Genomic DNA, 19,022 nt, shown 5'->3' on the forward strand with positions numbered 1-19,022 from the left:
GAATATCAGCTTACTATTGCATTAAGAAAGCGTATCCGGTGAAATAACGTCAACCTTTTAGTTGGCTAAAGCAACATCAACATGACGTTGATTGTTGATAAATGCGACACCAACACACCAGGCTTATTCCTGTGGAGTTATATATGAGCGATAAAATTATTCACCTGACTGACGATAGTTTTGACACGGACGTACTCAAAGCTGACGGGATTACCCTCGTTGATTTCTGGGCAGAGTGGTGTGGTCCGTGCAAAATGATTGCCCCGATTCTGGATGAAATCGCTGAAGAGTTCGACGGTAAGCTGACCGTTGCAAAACTGAACATTGACCAGAACCCGGGCACTGCGCCGAAATACGGCATCCGTGGTATCCCAACTCTGCTGCTGTTCAAAAACGGTGAAGTCGCCGCGACCAAAGTGGGCGCGCTGTCTAAAGGTCAGCTGAAAGAATTCATCGAAGCAAACCTCGCCTGATCCTGCTCTGGGTTGATGTGGCGTCCGCTGTTCCGAAAATGTCGGGACCGCTGGACGCCCGCCCCGAGTCGTGCTAAGTTAACGTTGACTTCGTTTTAAACATACCTTATGTAGTTTGAATCTGATTTAGCCAACACTTCCCGTACCACTACATTTACGCGTGAAGTTGAAAGATTCCAGGCTCATCACTTTTTCCGTCTCGTCGTTTCAGTTCTGCGTTCTTTCCTTTGACCAGGCAGCGTACAGACATGAGTTGATGGCCGTAAACAGGCACGGATGACCCTGCCATACCATTCACACATACGTTCGAGATTTACCCCTCACACCACTATGAATCTTACCGAATTAAAGAATACGCCGGTTTCTGAGCTGATCACTCTCGGCGAAAATATGGGGCTGGAAAACCTGGCCCGTATGCGCAAACAGGACATCATTTTTGCCATCCTGAAGCAGCACGCGAAGAGTGGCGAAGATATCTTTGGCGACGGTGTGCTGGAGATTCTGCAGGATGGATTTGGTTTCCTCCGCTCCGCAGACAGCTCCTACCTCGCCGGCCCTGATGACATCTACGTTTCCCCCAGCCAAATCCGCCGTTTCAACCTTCGTACAGGTGACACCATTTCCGGTAAGATTCGTCCTCCAAAAGAGGGTGAGCGTTACTTTGCTCTGTTAAAAGTTAACGAAGTTAACTATGACAAGCCGGAAAATGCGCGCAACAAGATTCTGTTCGAAAACTTGACGCCGCTTCATGCGAACTCTCGTCTGCGTATGGAACGTGGTAATGGCTCAACCGAGGACTTAACCGCTCGCGTACTGGATCTGGCTTCGCCAATTGGTCGTGGTCAGCGTGGTCTGATTGTTGCTCCGCCGAAAGCGGGTAAAACCATGCTGTTGCAGAACATCGCTCAGAGCATCGCTTACAACCATCCGGATTGTGTGCTGATGGTTCTGCTGATCGATGAGCGTCCTGAAGAAGTGACCGAAATGCAGCGTCTGGTGAAGGGTGAAGTTATCGCTTCCACCTTTGACGAGCCAGCTTCTCGCCACGTTCAGGTTGCTGAAATGGTTATCGAGAAAGCCAAGCGTCTGGTTGAGCACAAGAAAGACGTTATCATTCTGCTCGACTCCATCACCCGTCTGGCACGTGCCTACAACACCGTCGTACCGGCTTCCGGTAAAGTTCTGACCGGTGGTGTGGATGCGAACGCCCTGCATCGTCCGAAGCGTTTCTTCGGTGCAGCACGTAACGTGGAAGAGGGCGGTAGCCTGACCATCATTGCAACCGCGTTGGTTGATACCGGTTCTAAAATGGATGAAGTTATCTACGAAGAATTTAAAGGTACCGGCAACATGGAACTGCATCTGGCGCGTAAAATCGCTGAAAAACGTGTGTTCCCGGCTATCGACTACAACCGTTCCGGTACCCGTAAAGAAGAGCTGCTCACTACGCAAGAAGAGCTGCAGAAAATGTGGATCCTGCGCAAAATCATCCATCCAATGGGTGAAATTGACGCGATGGAGTTCCTCATTAATAAGCTGGCAATGACCAAAACTAACGACGATTTCTTCGATATGATGAAGCGTTCGTAAGACTTTTCATGCCTGAAACGCCACGCAGCCGCGTGGCGTTTTTGTTTTTGACGCATACTAGTGTGAAATAACTTAAACAGTAATTTATTGTGATTTCGTGGTTAGCTGTCACTTTCTGGTCAAAATACCAACAAAATCCTTAAAACTCAGTCGTATTCCACTTCAGGACAGCGGCTAACGTGAGTATACTTTCGCTAATAATTTTTCCAGAGAGCACCAATTGTGAATTTACTGACCGCCAGTACTGACCTGATCAGTATTTTTTTATTCACAACCCTGTTCCTCTTTTTCGCACGTAAAGTAGCGAAGCAAGTGGGTCTGGTGGATAAACCTAACTTCCGTAAACGCCATCAGGGATTGATCCCACTGGTTGGTGGTATTTCTGTCTACGCGGGAATTTGTTTTACATTCGCAATTGCTAACGCATATATCCCCCATGCCATGCTTTACTTGGCCTGTGCCGGGGTGTTGGTGTTCGTCGGGGCGCTCGACGACCGATTTGATATCAGTGTCAAATTCCGCGCTACCGTACAAGCACTCATTGGCATCGTGATGATGGTTGTCGGAGGCCTCTATCTGAGAAGCCTTGGCTATATTTTTGGCTCATGGGAACTGGTATTAGGTCCGTTCGGTTACTTCCTGACCCTGTTTGCGGTCTGGGCGGCGATCAACGCCTTTAACATGGTTGATGGCATCGATGGCCTTCTTGGTGGACTTTCCAGCGTTTCGTTCGCCGCGATGGGCATGATTCTATGGTTTGATGGCCAGACAAGCCTGGCCCTGTGGTGCTTTGCGATGATTGCGGCGATTGTGCCCTATATCATGCTTAATTTAGGTATCCTGGGTCGCCGCTATAAAGTGTTTATGGGCGACGCAGGTAGTACGCTCATCGGTTTTACCGTCATCTGGATCCTGCTGGAAACCACGCAAGGGAAAACCCACCCGATTAGTCCCGTCACGGCGCTGTGGATCATTGCCATTCCATTGATGGACATGGTGGCGATTATGTACCGCCGTCTGCGTAAAGGAATGAGTCCTTTCTCGCCCGATCGCCAGCATATTCATCATCTGATTATGCGAGCGGGTTTTACCTCTCGTCAGGCATTTGTCTTGATTACCCTGGCCGCCGCGCTGTTGGCTGGCATTGGTGTGCTGGGCGAATACACACATGTGATTCCTGAGTGGGGTATGTTGCTCCTGTTCCTGGTCGCTTTCTTCTTATATGGCTACTGTATTAAACGCGCGTGGAAAGTGGCTCGTTTTATCAAGCGCGTGAAAAGAAGAATGCGTCGCAAAAGCACCGCAGGTCCAGTCTAACTCAATAATTTGGAAGAAAGATGACACCACAATTACCGGAAGCGCACGCAGTGAACGCTGAAAATGAACTGGATATTCGCGGTCTGTTTTGTACGTTATGGGCGGGAAAACGCTGGATTGTCGGTATCGCCTTTCTGTTTGCACTGATTGTCCTTGTTTACACCTTTTTTGCCCGGCAGGAGTGGAGTGCGACGGCTATTACCGACCGCCCCACCGTCAACATGCTGGGTGGCTACTATTCCCAGCAGCAGTTTTTGCGCAACCTCGATATCAAAGCGAATCTGGCCAGTGCCGACCAGCCTTCCGTCATGGATGAGTCGTATAAAGAATTCATCATGCAGCTGGCATCCTGGGATACGCGCCGGGAATTCTGGCAGCAAACGGACTATTACAAGCAGCGTAAATCCGGTAACGCTCGGGCGGATGCTGCGTTACTGGACGATCTGATTAACGATATCCAGTTCACGCCGGGCGACGCACTGAAGAGCCTCAACGACAGCATCAAGCTGGTCGCTGAGACGGCACCTGATGCCAACAACCTCCTGCGCCAGTACGTGGCTTTCGCCAGCCAACGTGCTGCAGGTCATCTGAATGATGAGCTGAAAGGCGCGTGGGCGGCACGCTCAATTCAGATGAAAGCGCAGGTGAAACGTCAGGAAGAGGTCGCTAAGACAATTTTTGACCGCAACATCCACAGCGTTCAACAAGCATTGAAAGTGGCGCAGCAGCACAATATTTCCCGTAGCGAAACGGACATCCCGGCTGAACAATTGCCTGACTCCGAACTGTTCCTGCTCGGTCGCCCGATGCTGCAGGCACGGTTGGAAAACCTGCAGTCCGTCGGGCCTGATTTCGATCTGGATTACGACCAGAATCGCGCCATGTTAACGACGCTCAACGTCGGCCCTAGCCTTGACACGCATTTTCAGACCTATCGTTATTTGCGTACGCCTGAAGAACCGGTAAAACGCGACAGTCCGCGTCGCGTATTTTTAATGGTGATGTGGGGTATTGTCGGGGCGCTGATTGGCGCGGGTGTGGCGCTGGTACGCCGTCGCCCACGGTAAAAAAGTTTTAGTGGCGAGAGGAACTGAGCTTTCTCCACCCATTTAAAGAGAAACGATGTGAAAGTACTCACTGTATTTGGCACACGACCAGAGGCCATCAAAATGGCCCCGCTGGTTCATGCATTGGCAAAGGACCCTCATTTTGAGGCAAAAGTATGCGTAACGGCACAGCATCGGGAGATGCTGGATCAAGTGCTGAAACTGTTTTCCATCGTGCCTGATTATGATCTTAACGTGATGAGTCCGGGTCAGGGGCTGACCGAAATTACCTGCCGCATTTTGCAGGGTTTAAAGCCCGTGCTGGAATCCTTTAAGCCAGATGTGGTGCTGGTACACGGCGACACCACCACCACGATGGCGGCCAGCCTCGCCGCGTTTTACCAACGTATTCCAGTGGGACACGTTGAAGCGGGCTTACGCACGGGGGATCTCTATTCCCCGTGGCCGGAAGAGGCAAATCGCACCATGACGGGTCATCTGGCGATGTACCATTTCGCCCCGACGGAGAACTCACGCCAGAATCTGCTGCGCGAGAATATCGCCGATAGCGGCATAGTCGTCACCGGAAATACCGTGATTGATGCGCTCTTGTGGGTGCGCGATCGCGTGTTGGCTGATGAAACTCTGCGCGCTGACTTAGCCGGGCGATACTCTTTTTTAGCCGACGATAAAAAACTGATTCTGGTCACCGGTCATCGCCGCGAAAGCTTTGGTCAGGGATTCGAGCAGATTTGTCACGCGCTAGCGGACGTCGCGGCTGCCAATCCGGAGGTGCAGGTGGTTTACCCGGTGCATCTCAACCCGAATGTCAGCGAGCCGGTCAACCGTATCCTCGGTCACATCGACAACATTTTCCTGATTGAGCCGCAGGAGTATCTGCCTTTCGTCTGGCTCATGAACCGTGCCTGGCTGATCCTCACCGACTCCGGCGGCATTCAGGAAGAAGCGCCATCGCTTGGCAAACCAGTACTGGTCATGCGTGAGACTACCGAACGCCCGGAAGCCGTGGATGCGGGAACCGTTCGTCTGGTCGGGACCGATCGTCAGCATATTGTGAATGAAGTCACGCGGTTATTGCGTGATGAGCAGGAATATCAGGCCATGAGCCGCGCACATAATCCATATGGCGACGGTCAGGCTTGCAGCAGAATATTGTCAGCCCTTAAAAATAATCAGGTAACGCTATGAGTTTTTCGACCATCTCTGTGATTGGCCTTGGCTACATCGGACTGCCGACGGCAGCAGCATTTGCCTCCCGTCAGAAACAGGTGGTGGGTGTGGATATCAATCAACATGCGGTAGACACAATCAACCGCGGTGAAATCCACATCGTTGAACCCGATCTCGGTGAGGTGGTTAAAACCGCAGTAACAGGCGGTTACCTTACAGCCAGCACGACCCCCGTCGAAGCGGATGCTTACCTGATAGCCGTCCCGACGCCGTTCAAAGGCGATCATGAGCCCGACATGGTGTTTGTGGAAGCCGCCGCCCAATCCATTGCGCCGGTGCTGAAGAAAGGCGCTTTGGTTATCCTCGAATCCACTTCTCCGGTAGGGGCGACGGAACAGATGGCACAATGGCTGGCCGACCTGCGTCAGGATTTGAGCTTCCCGCAGCAGGCCGGTGAGCACGCCGATGTGAATATCGCTTACTGCCCGGAGCGCGTGCTGCCGGGACAGGTGATGGTCGAGCTTATCAAAAACGATCGGGTGATCGGCGGCATGACGCCGGTGTGCTCCGCGCGCGCCAGTGAGCTTTACAACATTTTCCTCGAAGGCGAATGCGTGATAACCAACGCCCGCACCGCAGAAATGTGCAAACTGACAGAAAACAGCTTCCGGGACGTTAACATCGCCTTCGCTAACGAGCTGTCGCTGATTTGTGCCGATCAGGGGATCAACGTCTGGGAATTGATTCGTCTCGCCAATCGTCATCCGCGGGTAAACATTCTCCAGCCAGGCCCCGGTGTTGGCGGACACTGTATTGCCGTCGACCCGTGGTTTATCGTGGCGCAAAACCCGCAGCAGGCCCGCTTGATTCGTACCGCCCGTGAGGTCAATGACCATAAACCACATTGGGTGATGAATCAGGTGAAAGCGATGGTGGCTGACTGTCTGGCCACTAACGGCAAGCGTGCCAGCGAGATTAAAATTGCCTGTTTCGGTCTGGCATTCAAACCGAACATTGACGATCTGCGTGAAAGCCCGGCAATGGAAATCGCTGAACTGATTGCCGACTGGCACAGCGGAACCACGCTGGTGGTTGAACCGAACGTGCATCAATTACCGCAAAAGCTCGCCGGGAAAGCCACGCTTGCAACGCTGACCGATGCGCTGGTCGAGGCGGATGTACTGGTGATGCTGGTCGATCATAAAGAATTTAAAGCGATCGCCGGCGACAGCATTCAACAGGTGTTCGTGGTCGACACCAAAGGAGTCTGGCGTTGAACAAAATCCTGGTGACCGGCGGGGCAGGTTTTATCGGATCTGCCGTAGTGCGACATATCATCAGCGAAACTGCCGACAGCGTGGTGGTGGTCGATAAGCTGACCTACGCCGGTAATCTGTCCTCCCTGACGGCGGTCGCGCAGAGCGACCGCTTTGCCTTTGAACAGGTGGATATTTGCGACAGGCAAGCGCTGGATGCAGTGTTCGCCCGGCATCAGCCCAATCGGGTGATGCATCTGGCCGCTGAAAGCCATGTCGATCGTTCGATTGACGGGCCAGCCGCCTTTATCGAAACCAATATTGTCGGAACTTACACGCTGCTGGAAGCCGCGCGGAGCTGGTGGAATACGCTGACCCCTGAGAAAAAAGCGGCATTTCGTTTCCACCATATCTCAACGGATGAAGTGTATGGCGACCTGCACGGTAGCGATGATTTCTTTACGGAAACGACGCCGTATGCACCCAGCAGTCCGTATTCAGCCTCGAAAGCGGGCAGTGATCATCTGGTGCGCGCCTGGCTGCGAACCTATGGCTTACCGACGCTGGTGACCAATTGTTCGAATAACTACGGGCCGTATCATTTCCCGGAAAAGTTGATCCCCCTGGCCATCTTAAATGCGCTGGCAGGGAAACCGTTGCCCGTGTATGGCAATGGTTTGCAGGTACGCGACTGGCTGTATGTTGAAGATCACGCCCGCGCGCTGTATCGCGTGCTCACTACCGGCATTGTGGGTGAAACTTACAATATCGGCGGTCATAATGAACGTAAGAACATTGACGTCGTTCGTACCGTCTGTGCGCTGCTGGAAGAGTTGGTGCCGCAAAAACCTGAGGGCGTGGCGCAGTATCAGGATTTAATCACCTTTGTGACTGACAGACCCGGGCACGACGTGCGCTATGCAATTGATGCGGCAAAAATCGAGCGTGAGCTGGGTTGGACACCGGAAGAGACCTTTGAAACCGGTATGCGCAAAACCGTGCAGTGGTATCTCGCCAATCCGTCATGGTGGCAACAGGTTCTGGATGGCAGCTATCAGGGCCAGCGTCTCGGCCTGCAGGGCTAACCCTCCCGGGAGGAAATATGAAAGGCATTATTCTGGCCGGCGGGTCCGGCACGCGATTGCATCCGATCACCCGAGGTGTCTCGAAACAGCTGCTGCCCATCTATGACAAGCCGATGATCTACTATCCGCTGTCGGTGCTCATGCTGGCAGGGATCCGCGAAATTCTAATCATCACGACCCCTGAAGATAAAAGCTACTTTCAGCGCCTGCTGGGCGATGGGTCAGAGTTTGGCATTATGCTGCACTATGCCGAACAGCCGAGCCCGGACGGGCTGGCACAGGCATTTATCATCGGTGAAACCTTCCTCGCCGGAGAGCCCTCTTGTCTGGTGCTGGGCGACAACATCTTCTTTGGCCAAGGCTTCAGCCCGAAACTGCGCAGCGTGGCTTCTCGTACTGAAGGTGCCACCGTATTCGGTTATCAGGTAATGGATCCTGAACGCTTTGGCGTGGTGGAATTTGACGATGATTTCCGCGCCTTATCGCTGGAAGAAAAACCAAAAGAGCCTAAATCCAACTGGGCGGTGACCGGCCTCTATTTCTATGACCATAAAGTGGTGGAATACGCTAAACGCGTTAAGCCATCAGAACGCGGTGAACTGGAAATAACCTCCATCAATCAGATGTACCTGGATGACGGCAACCTGACCGTGGAGTTGCTCGGGCGTGGTTTTGCGTGGCTGGATACCGGCACGCATGACAGCCTGATTGAGGCCAGCACCTTTGTGCAAACGGTCGAAAAGCGTCAGGGATTCAAAATTGCCTGCCTCGAAGAGATTGCCTGGCGTAACGGCTGGCTGGATGACGAAGGCGTCAAACGTGCCGCGAGCCAGTTAGCAAAAACGGGCTATGGCCAATATCTGCTGGAGTTGCTTCGTGCCCGTCCGCGCCAATATTGAACCCCTGAGCTGGGAAACACAGTTCTTTGGTATCAACAGCGCCATCCTGCGTATTAGCGACGATGCGCTGGAACTGGCTGCCGATGATCTGGCGAACTGGGCGCGGCTGCAGGCAAAAATTCCCGCCCAGCGTACGGATTGGCTCGATGCGCTGCAACAGTTAGGTTTTCAATTGGTGGAAGGTGAAGTCGATTTCCGGATACCGGTCTGCGCCTGCGCCAATCCGCAGGTAGACATTGCCGCAGAAGGTGATATTCCCCGTTTGCGCGAACTTGCCGCACAGGCGTTTGCCCAAAGTCGTTTTCGTGCGCCATGGTATGCCGATGACGCCAGCGGACGTTTCTACGCGCAGTGGATTGAAAATGCAGTTCGCGGCACTTTCGATCATCAATGCCTGATTTTCCGTGATGTTAAGGCGGACATCCGCGCATTTGTTTCGCTACGTCAGCTTAACGCCAGTGAGGCTCGCATTGGCTTGCTGGCCGGGCGCGGGGCGGGCGAGCTCCTCATGCAGGCCGCATTACGCTGGGCGCATGACCGCCAACTGACCACGCTGCGGGTCGCGACCCAGATGGGCAACACTGCGGCACTCAAACGTTACATTCAAAGCGGTGCCGTTCCTGAAAGCACCGCCTACTGGCTCTACAGGTGACACGATGATTCCTTTTAATGCTCCGCCGGTTGTCGGTACTGAACTTGATTACATGCAGTCTGCCATGGGCAGCGGCAAGCTGTGCGGCGACGGTGGTTTTACCCGTCGCTGTCAGCAGTGGATGGAACAGCGCTTCGGCAGCGCCAAAGTCCTGTTAACCCCTTCCTGTACCGCGTCGCTGGAAATGGCGGCCTTGCTGCTGGATATCCAGCCCGGTGACGAAGTGATTATGCCGAGCTACACCTTCGTCTCCACCGCCAACGCTTTCGTACTGCGCGGCGCGAAGATCATCTTTGTCGATATCCGCCGCGACACCATGAATATTGATGAAACGCTGATTGAAGCGGCGATCACCGACAAAACCCGCGCCATCGTGCCGGTGCATTACGCAGGCGTAGCCTGTGAAATGGACACCATTATGGCGATTGCGAAAAAGCATGACCTGTTTGTGGTAGAGGATGCCGCGCAGGGTGTGATGTCGACCTACAAGGGCCGCGCGTTGGGCACCATTGGGCACATTGGCTGCTTCAGTTTCCATGAAACTAAAAACTACACCGCGGGTGGCGAAGGCGGCGCGACGCTAATCAATGATCCAACATTGGTCGAGCGTGCAGAAGTCATTCGTGAGAAAGGTACCAACCGCAGCCAGTTCTTCCGTGGTCAGGTGGATAAATACACCTGGCGCGATATTGGCTCGAGCTACCTGATGGCCGATTTACAAGCTGCCTATCTGTGGGCACAGCTGGAAGCGGCCGACCGCATCAACCAGCAGCGGTTGAGTCTGTGGCAAACCTATCATGATGCGCTGAAGCCGCTGGCGGATGCGGGACGAATTGAGCTGCCGACGATCCCGGCTGACTGCGTTCACAATGCGCATATGTTTTATATCAAGCTGCGTGACGAAGCCGATCGCGGCAAGCTGATTGCCTGGCTTAAAGAAGCCGAAATCCTGGCGGTGTTCCATTACATCCCGTTACACTCTTCCCCAGCCGGTGAAGCGTTCGGTGAATTCCGGGGTGAAGACCGCTTTACCACTCAAGAAAGTGAGCGTTTGCTCCGTCTGCCGCTGTTCTACAATCTGGCGGTGGTCAATCAGCGGACGGTAATTAACTCCCTGCTAAGTTATTTCGCCTGATATGTCACTGGCAAAAGCCTCTGTCTGGACAGCAGCCAGCACGCTGGTAAAAATTGGTGCGGGTCTGCTGGTGGTCAAATTGTTGGCGGTAACCTACGGCCCGTCTGGCGTGGGTCAGGCGGGTAACTTTCGCCAGCTCGTCACCGTGCTTGGCGTTCTGGCGGGCGCGGGGATCTTCAACGGCGTCACCAAATTCGTGGCGCAATATCATGATGACCCCGACCCTCTGCGAAAAGTCGTGGGTACCTCATCAGCGATGGTACTCGGCTTCTCCACGCTGCTGGCCGTCGTTTTTGTTCTGGCGGCGGCACCGATAAGCCAGGGGTTGTTCGGGCATACCCACTATCAAGGCTTAGTGCAGCTGGTGGCGCTGGTGCAAATGGGTATCGCCTGGGGCAATCTGCTGCTGGCGCTGTTGAAAGGGTTTCGTGATGCCGCCGGAAACGCACTGGCTCTCATTGCCGGTAGCCTGATTGGCGTCGCGGCGTATTTTCTGAGCTGGCATCTCGGCGGTTATGAAGGCGCACTGCTTGGGCTGGCGCTGGTGCCCGCCCTGGTGGTGATCCCGGCGGGCATCATGCTGGCAAAGCGCAGGGCGATTCCGTTTTCGTACCTTAAACCGCGCTGGGATGCCTTCTACGCCGGGCAGTTAGGCAAGTTCACGCTGATGGCGCTGATTACATCGGTGACGCTTCCGGTAGCCTATGTGATGATGCGAAATCTGCTGGCGGCGCATTACAGTTGGGATGAAGTGGGGATCTGGCAGGGTGTCAGCAGTATTTCGGATGCCTATTTGCAGTTCATCACCGCCTCGTTTAGCGTCTACTTATTGCCAACCTTATCGCGGCTGACGGCGAAATCAGACATTACCCGCGAGATTGGCAAAGCGTTAAAGTTCGTGCTTCCGGCGGTGGCGGTGGCCAGTCTGACCGTCTGGTTGCTACGCGATTTTGCCATCTGGCTGCTGTTTTCTGCGAAGTTTACCGCGATGCGAGACCTCTTCGCCTGGCAACTGGTCGGCGATGTATTAAAAGTGGGCGCTTATGTTTACGGTTATCTGGTGATCGCCAAAGCTTCACTGCGGTTTTATATTCTGACGGAAATCAGCCAGTTCACGCTGCTGACGGCTTTCTCACAGTGGCTGATCCCGGCGCACGGCGCGCTGGGCGCGGCTCAGGCCTATATGGCGACCTACATTGTTTATTTTGCGCTGTGTAGCAGCGTATTTTTAATTTGGCGTAAACGGGCATGACTGTACTGATACACGTACTGGGATCGGACATCCCGCACCATAACCAGACCGTCCTGCGATTCTTCAGCGAAGAACTGGCGGCGGGGAGCGAACACGCTCGCGAATTTATGGTGGTGGGCAATGAAAGCGAGTTGCAGGCCGCAGGCCCCAATCTCTCGCTGCGCTTCTATTCCAGCAAAAAAGCGCTGGCGACGGCCGTTATTGAGACAGCGAAAGCGAATCGCGCGCAGCGTTTCTTCTTTCACGGGCAGTTCAATACCGGCCTCTGGCTGGCGTTGCTCTCCGGCGGCATCAAACCCGCCCAGTTCAACTGGCATATCTGGGGCGCGGATCTGTATGAGGTTTCCCGCGGCCTGAAATTCCGGCTGTTCTATCCACTGCGTCGTATGGCGCAGGGCCGGGTGGGGTGCGTTTTCGCTACCCGGGGCGATTTGAATACCCTGGCGAAAGTGCATCCGCGGGTACAAGGAGAACTGTTGTACTTCCCAACTCGCATGGACCCCTCGCTGAACACCCCGGAAAACCCGTCGCGTGAAACCTCGACGCTGACCCTTCTGGTGGGTAACTCCGGCGATCGCAGTAATGACCATATTGCCGCGCTGAAGGCCGTTCATCAGCAGTTTGGTGATACCGTTAACGTCGTGCTGCCGATGGGCTATCCGGCCAATAACGACGCGTACATTGCTGAAGTCCGTGCGGTAGGCGAAGCGTTATTCAGTGCGGAACATCTGCAAATTCTGAGCGAAAAACTTGAGTTTAACGACTACCTGGCGCTGCTTCGTCGCTGCGACCTGGGCTATTTTCTGTTTCCTCGTCAGCAGGGGATTGGCACGCTATGCCTGCTGATTCAGGCGGGCATTCCGTGCGTACTGAACCGCGAAAATCCGTTCTGGCAGGATATGGCCGAGCAGCATATTCCGGTTCTGTTCACCACTGATACGCTTGACGTTGCAGTGGTGCGTGAAGCGCAGCGCCAACTGGCAAGTGTGGATAAAACACGGATAGCGTTTTTCCGTCCAAACTATATGCAACCGTGGCACCGCGCGCTGCAAATTGCAGCAGGAGAGGCGCAATGAGCCTGATGCAGTTTACCGGCCTGCTTGTGGTGTGGCTGTTTTCTTCGCTGTTTATCGCCACGCTGACGTACTTTGAGTTTCGGCGTGTGCGCTTTAACTTCAATGTCTTCTTCTCGCTGCTGTTTTTGTTGACGTTTTTCTTCGGCTTCCCGCTGTCAATGACGCTGGTATTTCGCTTTGACGTGGGCATCGCCCCGCCTGAAATTCTCTTGCAGGCGCTGCTGTCGGCGGTTTGTTTCTACGCTATCTATTACGTCAGCTATAAAACACGTTTGCGCGCCGCCCGGGCATCGTCGGCACGTCGACCGTTGTTTACCATGAACCGGGTGGAAACCCATCTGATGTGGCTATTGCTGGCGTTAATTGCGCTGTTGAGTGTCGGCACCTTCTTCATGCACAACGGGTTCCTGCTGTTTAAGCTGCATTCGTACAGCCAGATATTCTCTAGTGAAGTCTCCGGCGTGGCGCTCAAGCGTTTCTTCTATTTCTTCATTCCGGCGATGTTGGTGGTCTATTTCCTGCGTCAGGACAGCAAAGCGTGGCTGTTCTTCCTCATCAGCACCGTGGCGTTTGGTCTCCTGACCTATGTCATCGTGGGCGGCACACGTGCCAACATCATCATCGCGTTCGCAATTTTCCTGTTCATCGGCATCATTCGCGGCTGGATTTCGCTGTGGATGCTGGCGGCGGCAGGCGTGCTGGGGATTGTCGGCATGTTCTGGCTGGCACTGAAGCGCTACGGAATGAACGTCAGCGGCGATGAAGCGTTTTATACCTTCCTGTATCTGACGCGCGATACCTTCTCGCCGTGGGAAAACCTCGCGCTGCTGCTGCAAAATTACGACAAAATTGATTTCCAGGGGCTGGCCCCCATCGTGCGCGATTTCTACGTGTTTATCCCAAGCTGGTTGTGGCCAGATCGGCCGGGCATCGTGCTGAACACCGCTAACTATTTCACCTGGGAAGTGCTAAACAATCACTCGGGACTGGCGATTTCGCCAACGCTGATTGGTTCGCTACTGGTGATGGGCGGGGCGTGGTTTATTCCACTCGGTGCGGTGGTGGTCGGGCTGATTATTAAATGGTTTGACTGGCTCTATGAGCTAGGCAACCGTGAAACGAACCGCTATAAAGCGGCTGTCCTGCACAGTTTTTGTTTCGGCGCTATCTTCAACATGATTGTACTGGCCCGCGAGGGGCTCGATTCGTTTGTCTCCCGCGTGGTCTTTTTCCTGGTGATTTTCGGGTTGTGCCTGTTGGTTGCCAAATTGCTTTACTGGCTGTTGGACAGCGCCGGGCTTATCAATAAGCGCGTCAGGTCGCTGCCACAACCTCTGGTTTGAGAAATGAAACAGATGACGGATTCAACAGCAGCCCCGCTTTATAGCGTGCGCGGTCTGCAGCTTATCGGCTGGCGCGACATGCAGCACGCGCTGGATTACCTGTACGCCGATGGGCAGATGCGGCAGGGCACGCTGGTGGCGATTAACGCCGAGAAAGTGCTCACTGCGGAAGATAACGCCGAGGTACGCACGTTGATTGATGCGGCTGAGTTTAAGTATGCCGACGGCATCAGCGTGGTACGATCGATTCGCAAGAAATACCCGACGGCTAACGTTTCGCGCGTGGCGGGGGCGGACCTGTGGGAAGCCTTGATGGCTCGGGCAGGCGCGGAAGGTACGCCGGTGTTTCTGGTCGGCGGTAAGCCTGAGGTGTTAGCGCAAACACAGGCCAGGCTGCACGAACGCTGGAACGTGAATATCGTGGGCAGTCAGGACGGCTATTTCAAGGCTGAGGAACGGCAGGCGCTGTTCGAACGCATCCATGCTAGCGGGGCGAAAATTGTCACCGTGGCGATGGGCTCGCCAAAACAGGAAATCTTCATGCGCGACTGCCGTCAGGTGCATCCTGACGCCCTGTTCATGGGCGTGGGCGGTACCTATGACGTCTTCACCGGTCATGTTAAGCGTGCGCCAAAGCTGTGGCAAAAATTGGGGCTGGAATGGCTCTATCGTCTGCTGTCGCAGCCGAGTCGTCTCACCCGTCAACTGCGCCTGCTGCGCTATCTCGGCTGGCATTACACCGGTAATCTCTGAAACCCGCCTCTGCAAAGAAAGTATTGCCCAGGAATTGTGCAATACTTTCGCATAACTAATACTTTGTTTGCCATTTCACCCAATTTATTTAACCATTCGCCCCTTCAAAATTCCGCTCATAACAATAACCGGCATCGACCGGAACGTTGCAAACACATAGAGGATCTATGGCTGAGAAACAACCGGCGCTTCAGCGAGGGCTAGAAGCACGACACATCGAATTGATCGCCCTCGGCGGCACCATTGGGGTTGGCCTGTTTATGGGCTCGGCGAGTACCCTGAAATGGGCCGGGCCGTCAGTGTTGCTGGCGTACATCATCGCCGGCCTGTTCGTGTTCTTCATCATGCGTTCGATGGGAGAAATGCTGTTCCTCGAACCGGTGACCGGCTCGTTTGCGGTGTATGCCCATCGCTACATGAGCCCATTCTTTGGCTATCTCACCGCCTGGTCTTACTGGTTTATGTGGATAGCGGTGGGGATTTCCGAAATAACCGCCATCGGGGTCTACACGCAGTTCTGGTTCCCGGATATGGCGCAATGGATACCCGCGCTTATCGCCGTTGGGTTGGTCGGGCTGGCGAACCTGGCGGCGGTGCGCCTGTATGGCGAGCTGGAATTCTGGTTCGCGATGATTAAGGTCACTACCATTATCGTGATGATTGTCGTCGGGGTGGGGGTCATCTTCTTTGGCTTCGGCAACGGCGGTCAGGCGATCGGCTTTGGCAACCTGACCGAACATGGCGGGTTCTTTGCCGGGGGCTGGAAGGGCTTCCTGACGGCGCTGTGTATCGTGGTGGCGTCCTATCAGGGCGTGGAGCTTATTGGCATCACCGCCGGTGAGGCGAAAAATCCGCAGGTCACGCTGCGTAGCGCGGTGGGCAAAGTCCTGTGGCGGATCCTGATTTTCTACGTAGGGGCGATTTTTGTCATCGTCACTATCTTCCCGTGGAATGAAATTGGCAGCAACGGCAGCCCGTTCGTGCTCACCTTTGCCAAAATCGGCATCACTGCTGCGGCCGGTATCATCAACTTCGTGGTGCTGACGGCGGCGCTGTCTGGCTGTAACAGCGGGATGTACAGCTGTGGACGGATGCTGTACGCGCTGGCGAAAAATCGTCAGTTGCCGTCGGCGATCGCCAAAGTGTCGCGCAACGGTGTACCGGTGGTGGGCGTGGCGGTGTCGATTGCCGTGCTGTTGGTGGGCTCTTGTCTGAACTACCTTATCCCTAATCCGCAGCGGGTGTTTGTGTATGTTTACAGCGCCAGCGTGTTGCCAGGCATGGTCCCGTGGTTTGTTATCCTGATAAGCCAGCTGCGTTTTCGCGAGGCGCATAAGCAGGCGATGGTTAAGCATCCCTTCCGCTCGGTGCTGTTCCCGTGGACCAACTATTTGACGATGGCGTTCCTGGTTTGTGTATTAATCGGGATGGGCTTCAACGAAGACACGCGGATGTCGCTGTTTGTCGGCATCATCTTCCTGGCGGTAGTGACGTTGTTGTACAAGGTCTTACGTCTCGGAAGAGGGGTTGAAGCGTCTAATTCGCAGGAATAATCGTCAAAACGTGCAAAGCATAACCAAACGGAAAATTAATTTAAAAAGGGACTAGACAGCCCTGCGTGAAGCCCGTATTATCCGACCCCGCAACGGCGCTAAGCGCCCGTAGCTCAGCTGGATAGAGCGCTGCCCTCCGGAGGCAGAGGTCTCAGGTTCGAATCCTGTCGGGCGCACCATTAAACCCGGTGCTGGAGCTGCGGTGGTCTGTGATAACACAGGGCCGCGTGAAAGAATATCAGTGGTGGCTATAGCTCAGTTGGTAGAGCCCTGGATTGTGATTCCAGTTGTCGTGGGTTCGAATCCCATTAGCCACCCCATTAATTTTGAGTTAAGTGGCAATGCGAAGGTGGCGGAATTGGTAGACGCGCTAGCTTCAGGTGTTAGTGTTCGTAAGGACGTGGGGGTTCAAGTCCCCCCCCTCGCACCACAACTTAAAGTTAAAAAGAATTGAACTAAAAATTCAAAAAGCAGTACATCGGCGAGTAGCGCAGCTTGGTAGCGCAACTGGTTTGGGACCAGTGGGTCGGAGGTTCGAATCCTCTCTCGCCGACCAATTTTGAACCCCGCTTCGGCGGGGTTTTTTCTATTCTGAATTCGGCAAAATCTACTGCCAAAATAATTACCCCCACCTCTTTCATTCTCAATGGCAAATATGTCTCCAGATGGCGACATTTAATTTCATGATTTCACGCTAAATCCTGTTTATACATTCCTGCGTCTCCATTCAGCGACATCTCATTAATTCCTAAAACGCCAACTCCCTGATATTCAGGGGTGCAAGTGTAGCCAAACGTGTGTAATAATATGTCTGTAGATGCTCATTCCATCTCTTATGTTCGCCTTTATACCCTAGGGTATGGCCTCATAAACCCAGGAATGACGCAGAGCCGTTTACGGTGCTTATCGTCCACCGACAGATGTCGCTTCGGCCTCATCAAACACCATGGACATAACGTTGAGTGAAGCACCCATTGTTGTCAATCAGACCTGTTTTAACGCCTGCCCTGTTTTTCAGAGCAGGCGTTTTTTTATGGGTTTAATTCCGGTAGCGGAATAAGACAATGCCGACCAGTAATAATGCGAAAAATGAAACGCACCACAATGTGTGAGCCGCACTTAATTGCCCAATGAGCATGACGGTTACAGACGTTGTGAGCGTTGCACTGAGCGTTTGCCACCGCCACGCTTTCGCACTGGCGCTGGAAACATCATCTTCAGTGAACTGATGCAGTACGCTGAACGTCCCTAAAGCAAACACCACGTTTGACGCCAAATGGGCAATGAAAATTGCCGCCAGCACTGCGGTGAAAGCCGTCATGATGGGCATCAGGATGTAGGCCAACAGAAATAACCCCAAACAGCCCAGCAACAGATGATTTCGCTGCACATAATCCGGCATCCTCTGGCTATTGAGCAGCATTGGCCCGCAAAGTTGTCCCAGACTACGGCTAAACAACAGCGGTAACGCCAGCCCGGCAGTATTCTCTGGCTGCATCTGCTGCGCCAGCGCGGGTAACAGTGCCATGGCTGGCGCACCGACTGCCGCCAACGAAGGTAATAAGAGCAGGCTTCGCTTCTGCTGGGTGCTGAGATTTCGCCAGCGCAGCGGCGTTCCGGCAAGGAAGACTTTCTCTTCGGCGCGGATAGCAATGCGCTGTAAGGCCAGCCACAGCAGCCCGCAAGCCGCCATAAAACTCACGGCATCAATCAACAGTAACGCCTCCGGGCTGACGCGTTCAAATAACAGCACGCCAAGCCCGGTACCGAGTAAGACCTGTGAGGCAAAAATCATGTTTTCCATCGCGGTGGCCGCCGGAAGCTCATCTTCGCGTAATCCACGCTTAAACGTCAGTGCCAGCGCGGGCCAGGAAATGCCTCCCAGCAGAGATTCTACGGACTGCACTGTCAGCAACAGTGGCAGGCTATGAAGCCGCAATCCTATTAGGGGCAAGGCCAGCGCCAACAGGCCAAGCAGTTCGCAAAGGATGAGTACGCGCAGGGGAGGGTATATGCGACACAGTTTTTCGCCGAGCAGGCTGCCAATAAAACCGGGCACCGTGGCCAGCAGCCAGGCGAGGGTTAATGTCGTCGGCGTAGCGTGCCAGCGTAACAGCTGACCAAACACTACCACCTGCGTCAGACCATTACCTAGCGACGAGAGAATAAAAGCGAATGCCAACAGGCGAAGCCAGACGTGGCCTCGCAGTGCGCGTAGCAGCGCAAACAGCAGAGAATTCATGTGAGACGATCTCCAGCAATACGTTATCCACGCCAAAAAGCGCGTATGTGAAAAACGGTGAATGCTGAAAAATCGTTACATTGGGAAGCTCGCGAAAGGATTCAGAATCAGAAAGGTAGCATGGGCATGAAGAAAAAAGAAAGGGGCCAAAAGGCCCCT

General features: G+C 54.0%; 16 protein-coding genes and 4 tRNA genes. 19 read left to right on the top strand and 1 reads right to left on the bottom strand.

What is annotated here, in order from left to right:
• The first annotated feature begins 143 nt into the window (after positions 1–143).
• The 19 genes from trxA to SIK69_RS14535 all read left to right on the top strand — a co-directional run bounded on the left by trxA (position 144) and on the right by SIK69_RS14535 (position 17,177).
• On the top strand, positions 144–473 hold the full coding sequence (gene trxA, locus SIK69_RS14445) for a thioredoxin TrxA (RefSeq protein ID WP_319629702.1): 330 nt from the start codon (positions 144–146) through the stop codon (positions 471–473).
• A gap of 330 nt (positions 474–803) precedes the next feature.
• Positions 804–2,063 carry a transcription termination factor Rho gene (rho, locus tag SIK69_RS14450; RefSeq protein ID WP_319629701.1) on the top strand — a complete coding sequence of 420 codons (1,260 nt, stop codon included), beginning with the start codon at positions 804–806 and terminating at the stop codon, positions 2,061–2,063.
• A 222-nt stretch (positions 2,064–2,285) separates the two neighbouring features.
• A complete protein-coding gene (gene wecA, locus SIK69_RS14455) occupies positions 2,286–3,380 on the top strand; it encodes a UDP-N-acetylglucosamine--undecaprenyl-phosphate N-acetylglucosaminephosphotransferase (protein WP_319629700.1) in 1,095 nt (364 codons plus the stop codon).
• 20 nt (positions 3,381–3,400) lie between these two features.
• A complete protein-coding gene (wzzE, locus tag SIK69_RS14460) occupies positions 3,401–4,447 on the top strand; it encodes an ECA polysaccharide chain length modulation protein (RefSeq protein WP_319629699.1) in 1,047 nt (348 codons plus the stop codon).
• 57 nt (positions 4,448–4,504) lie between these two features.
• Positions 4,505–5,635 carry a non-hydrolyzing UDP-N-acetylglucosamine 2-epimerase gene (gene wecB / locus SIK69_RS14465; protein ID WP_319629698.1) on the top strand — a complete coding sequence of 377 codons (1,131 nt, stop codon included), beginning with the start codon at positions 4,505–4,507 and terminating at the stop codon, positions 5,633–5,635.
• Positions 5,632–6,894, top strand: coding sequence for a UDP-N-acetyl-D-mannosamine dehydrogenase (gene wecC / locus SIK69_RS14470; RefSeq protein WP_319629697.1), 1,263 nt, complete (start codon positions 5,632–5,634; stop codon positions 6,892–6,894). Before wecB ends, wecC begins: the two co-directional genes overlap by 4 nt.
• Entirely contained in the window at positions 6,891–7,958 is a 1,068-nt protein-coding gene (gene rffG / locus SIK69_RS14475) for a dTDP-glucose 4,6-dehydratase (protein ID WP_319629696.1), read from the top strand. Before wecC ends, rffG begins: the two co-directional genes overlap by 4 nt.
• 17 nt (positions 7,959–7,975) lie before the next feature.
• Entirely contained in the window at positions 7,976–8,857 is an 882-nt protein-coding gene (gene rfbA / locus SIK69_RS14480) for a glucose-1-phosphate thymidylyltransferase RfbA (protein ID WP_319629695.1), read from the top strand.
• Complete coding sequence (gene rffC / locus SIK69_RS14485; protein ID WP_319786416.1) at positions 8,835–9,509, top strand: dTDP-4-amino-4,6-dideoxy-D-galactose acyltransferase; 675 nt, start codon at positions 8,835–8,837, stop codon at positions 9,507–9,509. Before rfbA ends, rffC begins: the two co-directional genes overlap by 23 nt.
• A gap of 4 nt (positions 9,510–9,513) precedes the next feature.
• Positions 9,514–10,644 carry a dTDP-4-amino-4,6-dideoxygalactose transaminase gene (rffA, locus tag SIK69_RS14490; protein ID WP_319629693.1) on the top strand — a complete coding sequence of 377 codons (1,131 nt, stop codon included), beginning with the start codon at positions 9,514–9,516 and terminating at the stop codon, positions 10,642–10,644.
• 1 nt (position 10,645) lies between these two features.
• Positions 10,646–11,896, top strand: a complete 1,251-nt coding sequence (gene wzxE, locus SIK69_RS14495) for a lipid III flippase WzxE (protein WP_319629692.1) — start codon at positions 10,646–10,648, stop codon at positions 11,894–11,896.
• A complete protein-coding gene (locus tag SIK69_RS14500; RefSeq protein WP_319629691.1) occupies positions 11,893–12,972 on the top strand; it encodes a TDP-N-acetylfucosamine:lipid II N-acetylfucosaminyltransferase in 1,080 nt (359 codons plus the stop codon). The genes wzxE and SIK69_RS14500 overlap by 4 nt, the downstream gene beginning before the upstream one ends.
• Positions 12,969–14,315, top strand: coding sequence for an ECA oligosaccharide polymerase (gene wzyE / locus SIK69_RS14505; protein WP_319629690.1), 1,347 nt, complete (start codon positions 12,969–12,971; stop codon positions 14,313–14,315). Before SIK69_RS14500 ends, wzyE begins: the two co-directional genes overlap by 4 nt.
• A 12-nt stretch (positions 14,316–14,327) precedes the next feature.
• Positions 14,328–15,068 carry a lipopolysaccharide N-acetylmannosaminouronosyltransferase gene (wecG, locus tag SIK69_RS14510; protein WP_319629717.1) on the top strand — a complete coding sequence of 247 codons (741 nt, stop codon included), beginning with the start codon at positions 14,328–14,330 and terminating at the stop codon, positions 15,066–15,068.
• Positions 15,069–15,235: 167 nt separating this feature from the next.
• A complete protein-coding gene (gene thrP / locus SIK69_RS14515; RefSeq protein ID WP_319629689.1) occupies positions 15,236–16,621 on the top strand; it encodes a bifunctional threonine/serine APC transporter ThrP in 1,386 nt (461 codons plus the stop codon).
• 102 nt (positions 16,622–16,723) lie between these two features.
• A tRNA-Arg gene (locus SIK69_RS14520) sits at positions 16,724–16,800 on the top strand.
• 65 nt (positions 16,801–16,865) lie between these two features.
• Positions 16,866–16,941 (top strand) — tRNA-His (locus SIK69_RS14525).
• 23 nt (positions 16,942–16,964) lie between these two features.
• Positions 16,965–17,051, top strand: a tRNA-Leu gene (locus SIK69_RS14530).
• A gap of 49 nt (positions 17,052–17,100) precedes the next feature.
• Positions 17,101–17,177 (top strand) — tRNA-Pro (locus SIK69_RS14535).
• Between the two features lie 483 nt (positions 17,178–17,660).
• Here the strand turns inward: SIK69_RS14535 and SIK69_RS14540 are convergent.
• Positions 17,661–18,863, bottom strand: coding sequence for an MFS transporter (locus tag SIK69_RS14540; RefSeq protein ID WP_319786417.1), 1,203 nt, complete (start codon positions 18,861–18,863; stop codon positions 17,661–17,663).
• Positions 18,864–19,022 lie beyond the last annotated feature (159 nt).

Source organism: Scandinavium lactucae (assembly GCF_033843265.1).
GTDB lineage: Bacteria > Pseudomonadota > Gammaproteobacteria > Enterobacterales > Enterobacteriaceae > Scandinavium > Scandinavium lactucae.

Excerpts from the sequence above, each read along its gene's own strand:
- wzyE (WP_319629690.1), top strand. The coding sequence starts at position 12,969 with ATGAGCCTGATGCAGTTTACCGGCCTGCTTGTGGTGTGGCTGTTTTCT.
- wzzE (WP_319629699.1), top strand. The coding sequence starts at position 3,401 with ATGACACCACAATTACCGGAAGCGCACGCAGTGAACGCTGAAAATGAA.
- rfbA (WP_319629695.1), top strand. The coding sequence starts at position 7,976 with ATGAAAGGCATTATTCTGGCCGGCGGGTCCGGCACGCGATTGCATCCG.
- SIK69_RS14500 (WP_319629691.1), top strand. The coding sequence starts at position 11,893 with ATGACTGTACTGATACACGTACTGGGATCGGACATCCCGCACCATAAC.
- wzxE (WP_319629692.1), top strand. The coding sequence starts at position 10,646 with ATGTCACTGGCAAAAGCCTCTGTCTGGACAGCAGCCAGCACGCTGGTA.
- SIK69_RS14540 (WP_319786417.1), bottom strand. The coding sequence starts at position 18,863 with ATGAATTCTCTGCTGTTTGCGCTGCTACGCGCACTGCGAGGCCACGTC.
- rho (WP_319629701.1), top strand. The coding sequence starts at position 804 with ATGAATCTTACCGAATTAAAGAATACGCCGGTTTCTGAGCTGATCACT.
- trxA (WP_319629702.1), top strand. The coding sequence starts at position 144 with ATGAGCGATAAAATTATTCACCTGACTGACGATAGTTTTGACACGGAC.
- wecC (WP_319629697.1), top strand. The coding sequence starts at position 5,632 with ATGAGTTTTTCGACCATCTCTGTGATTGGCCTTGGCTACATCGGACTG.
- thrP (WP_319629689.1), top strand. The coding sequence starts at position 15,236 with ATGGCTGAGAAACAACCGGCGCTTCAGCGAGGGCTAGAAGCACGACAC.
- rffA (WP_319629693.1), top strand. The coding sequence starts at position 9,514 with ATGATTCCTTTTAATGCTCCGCCGGTTGTCGGTACTGAACTTGATTAC.
- wecG (WP_319629717.1), top strand. The coding sequence starts at position 14,328 with ATGACGGATTCAACAGCAGCCCCGCTTTATAGCGTGCGCGGTCTGCAG.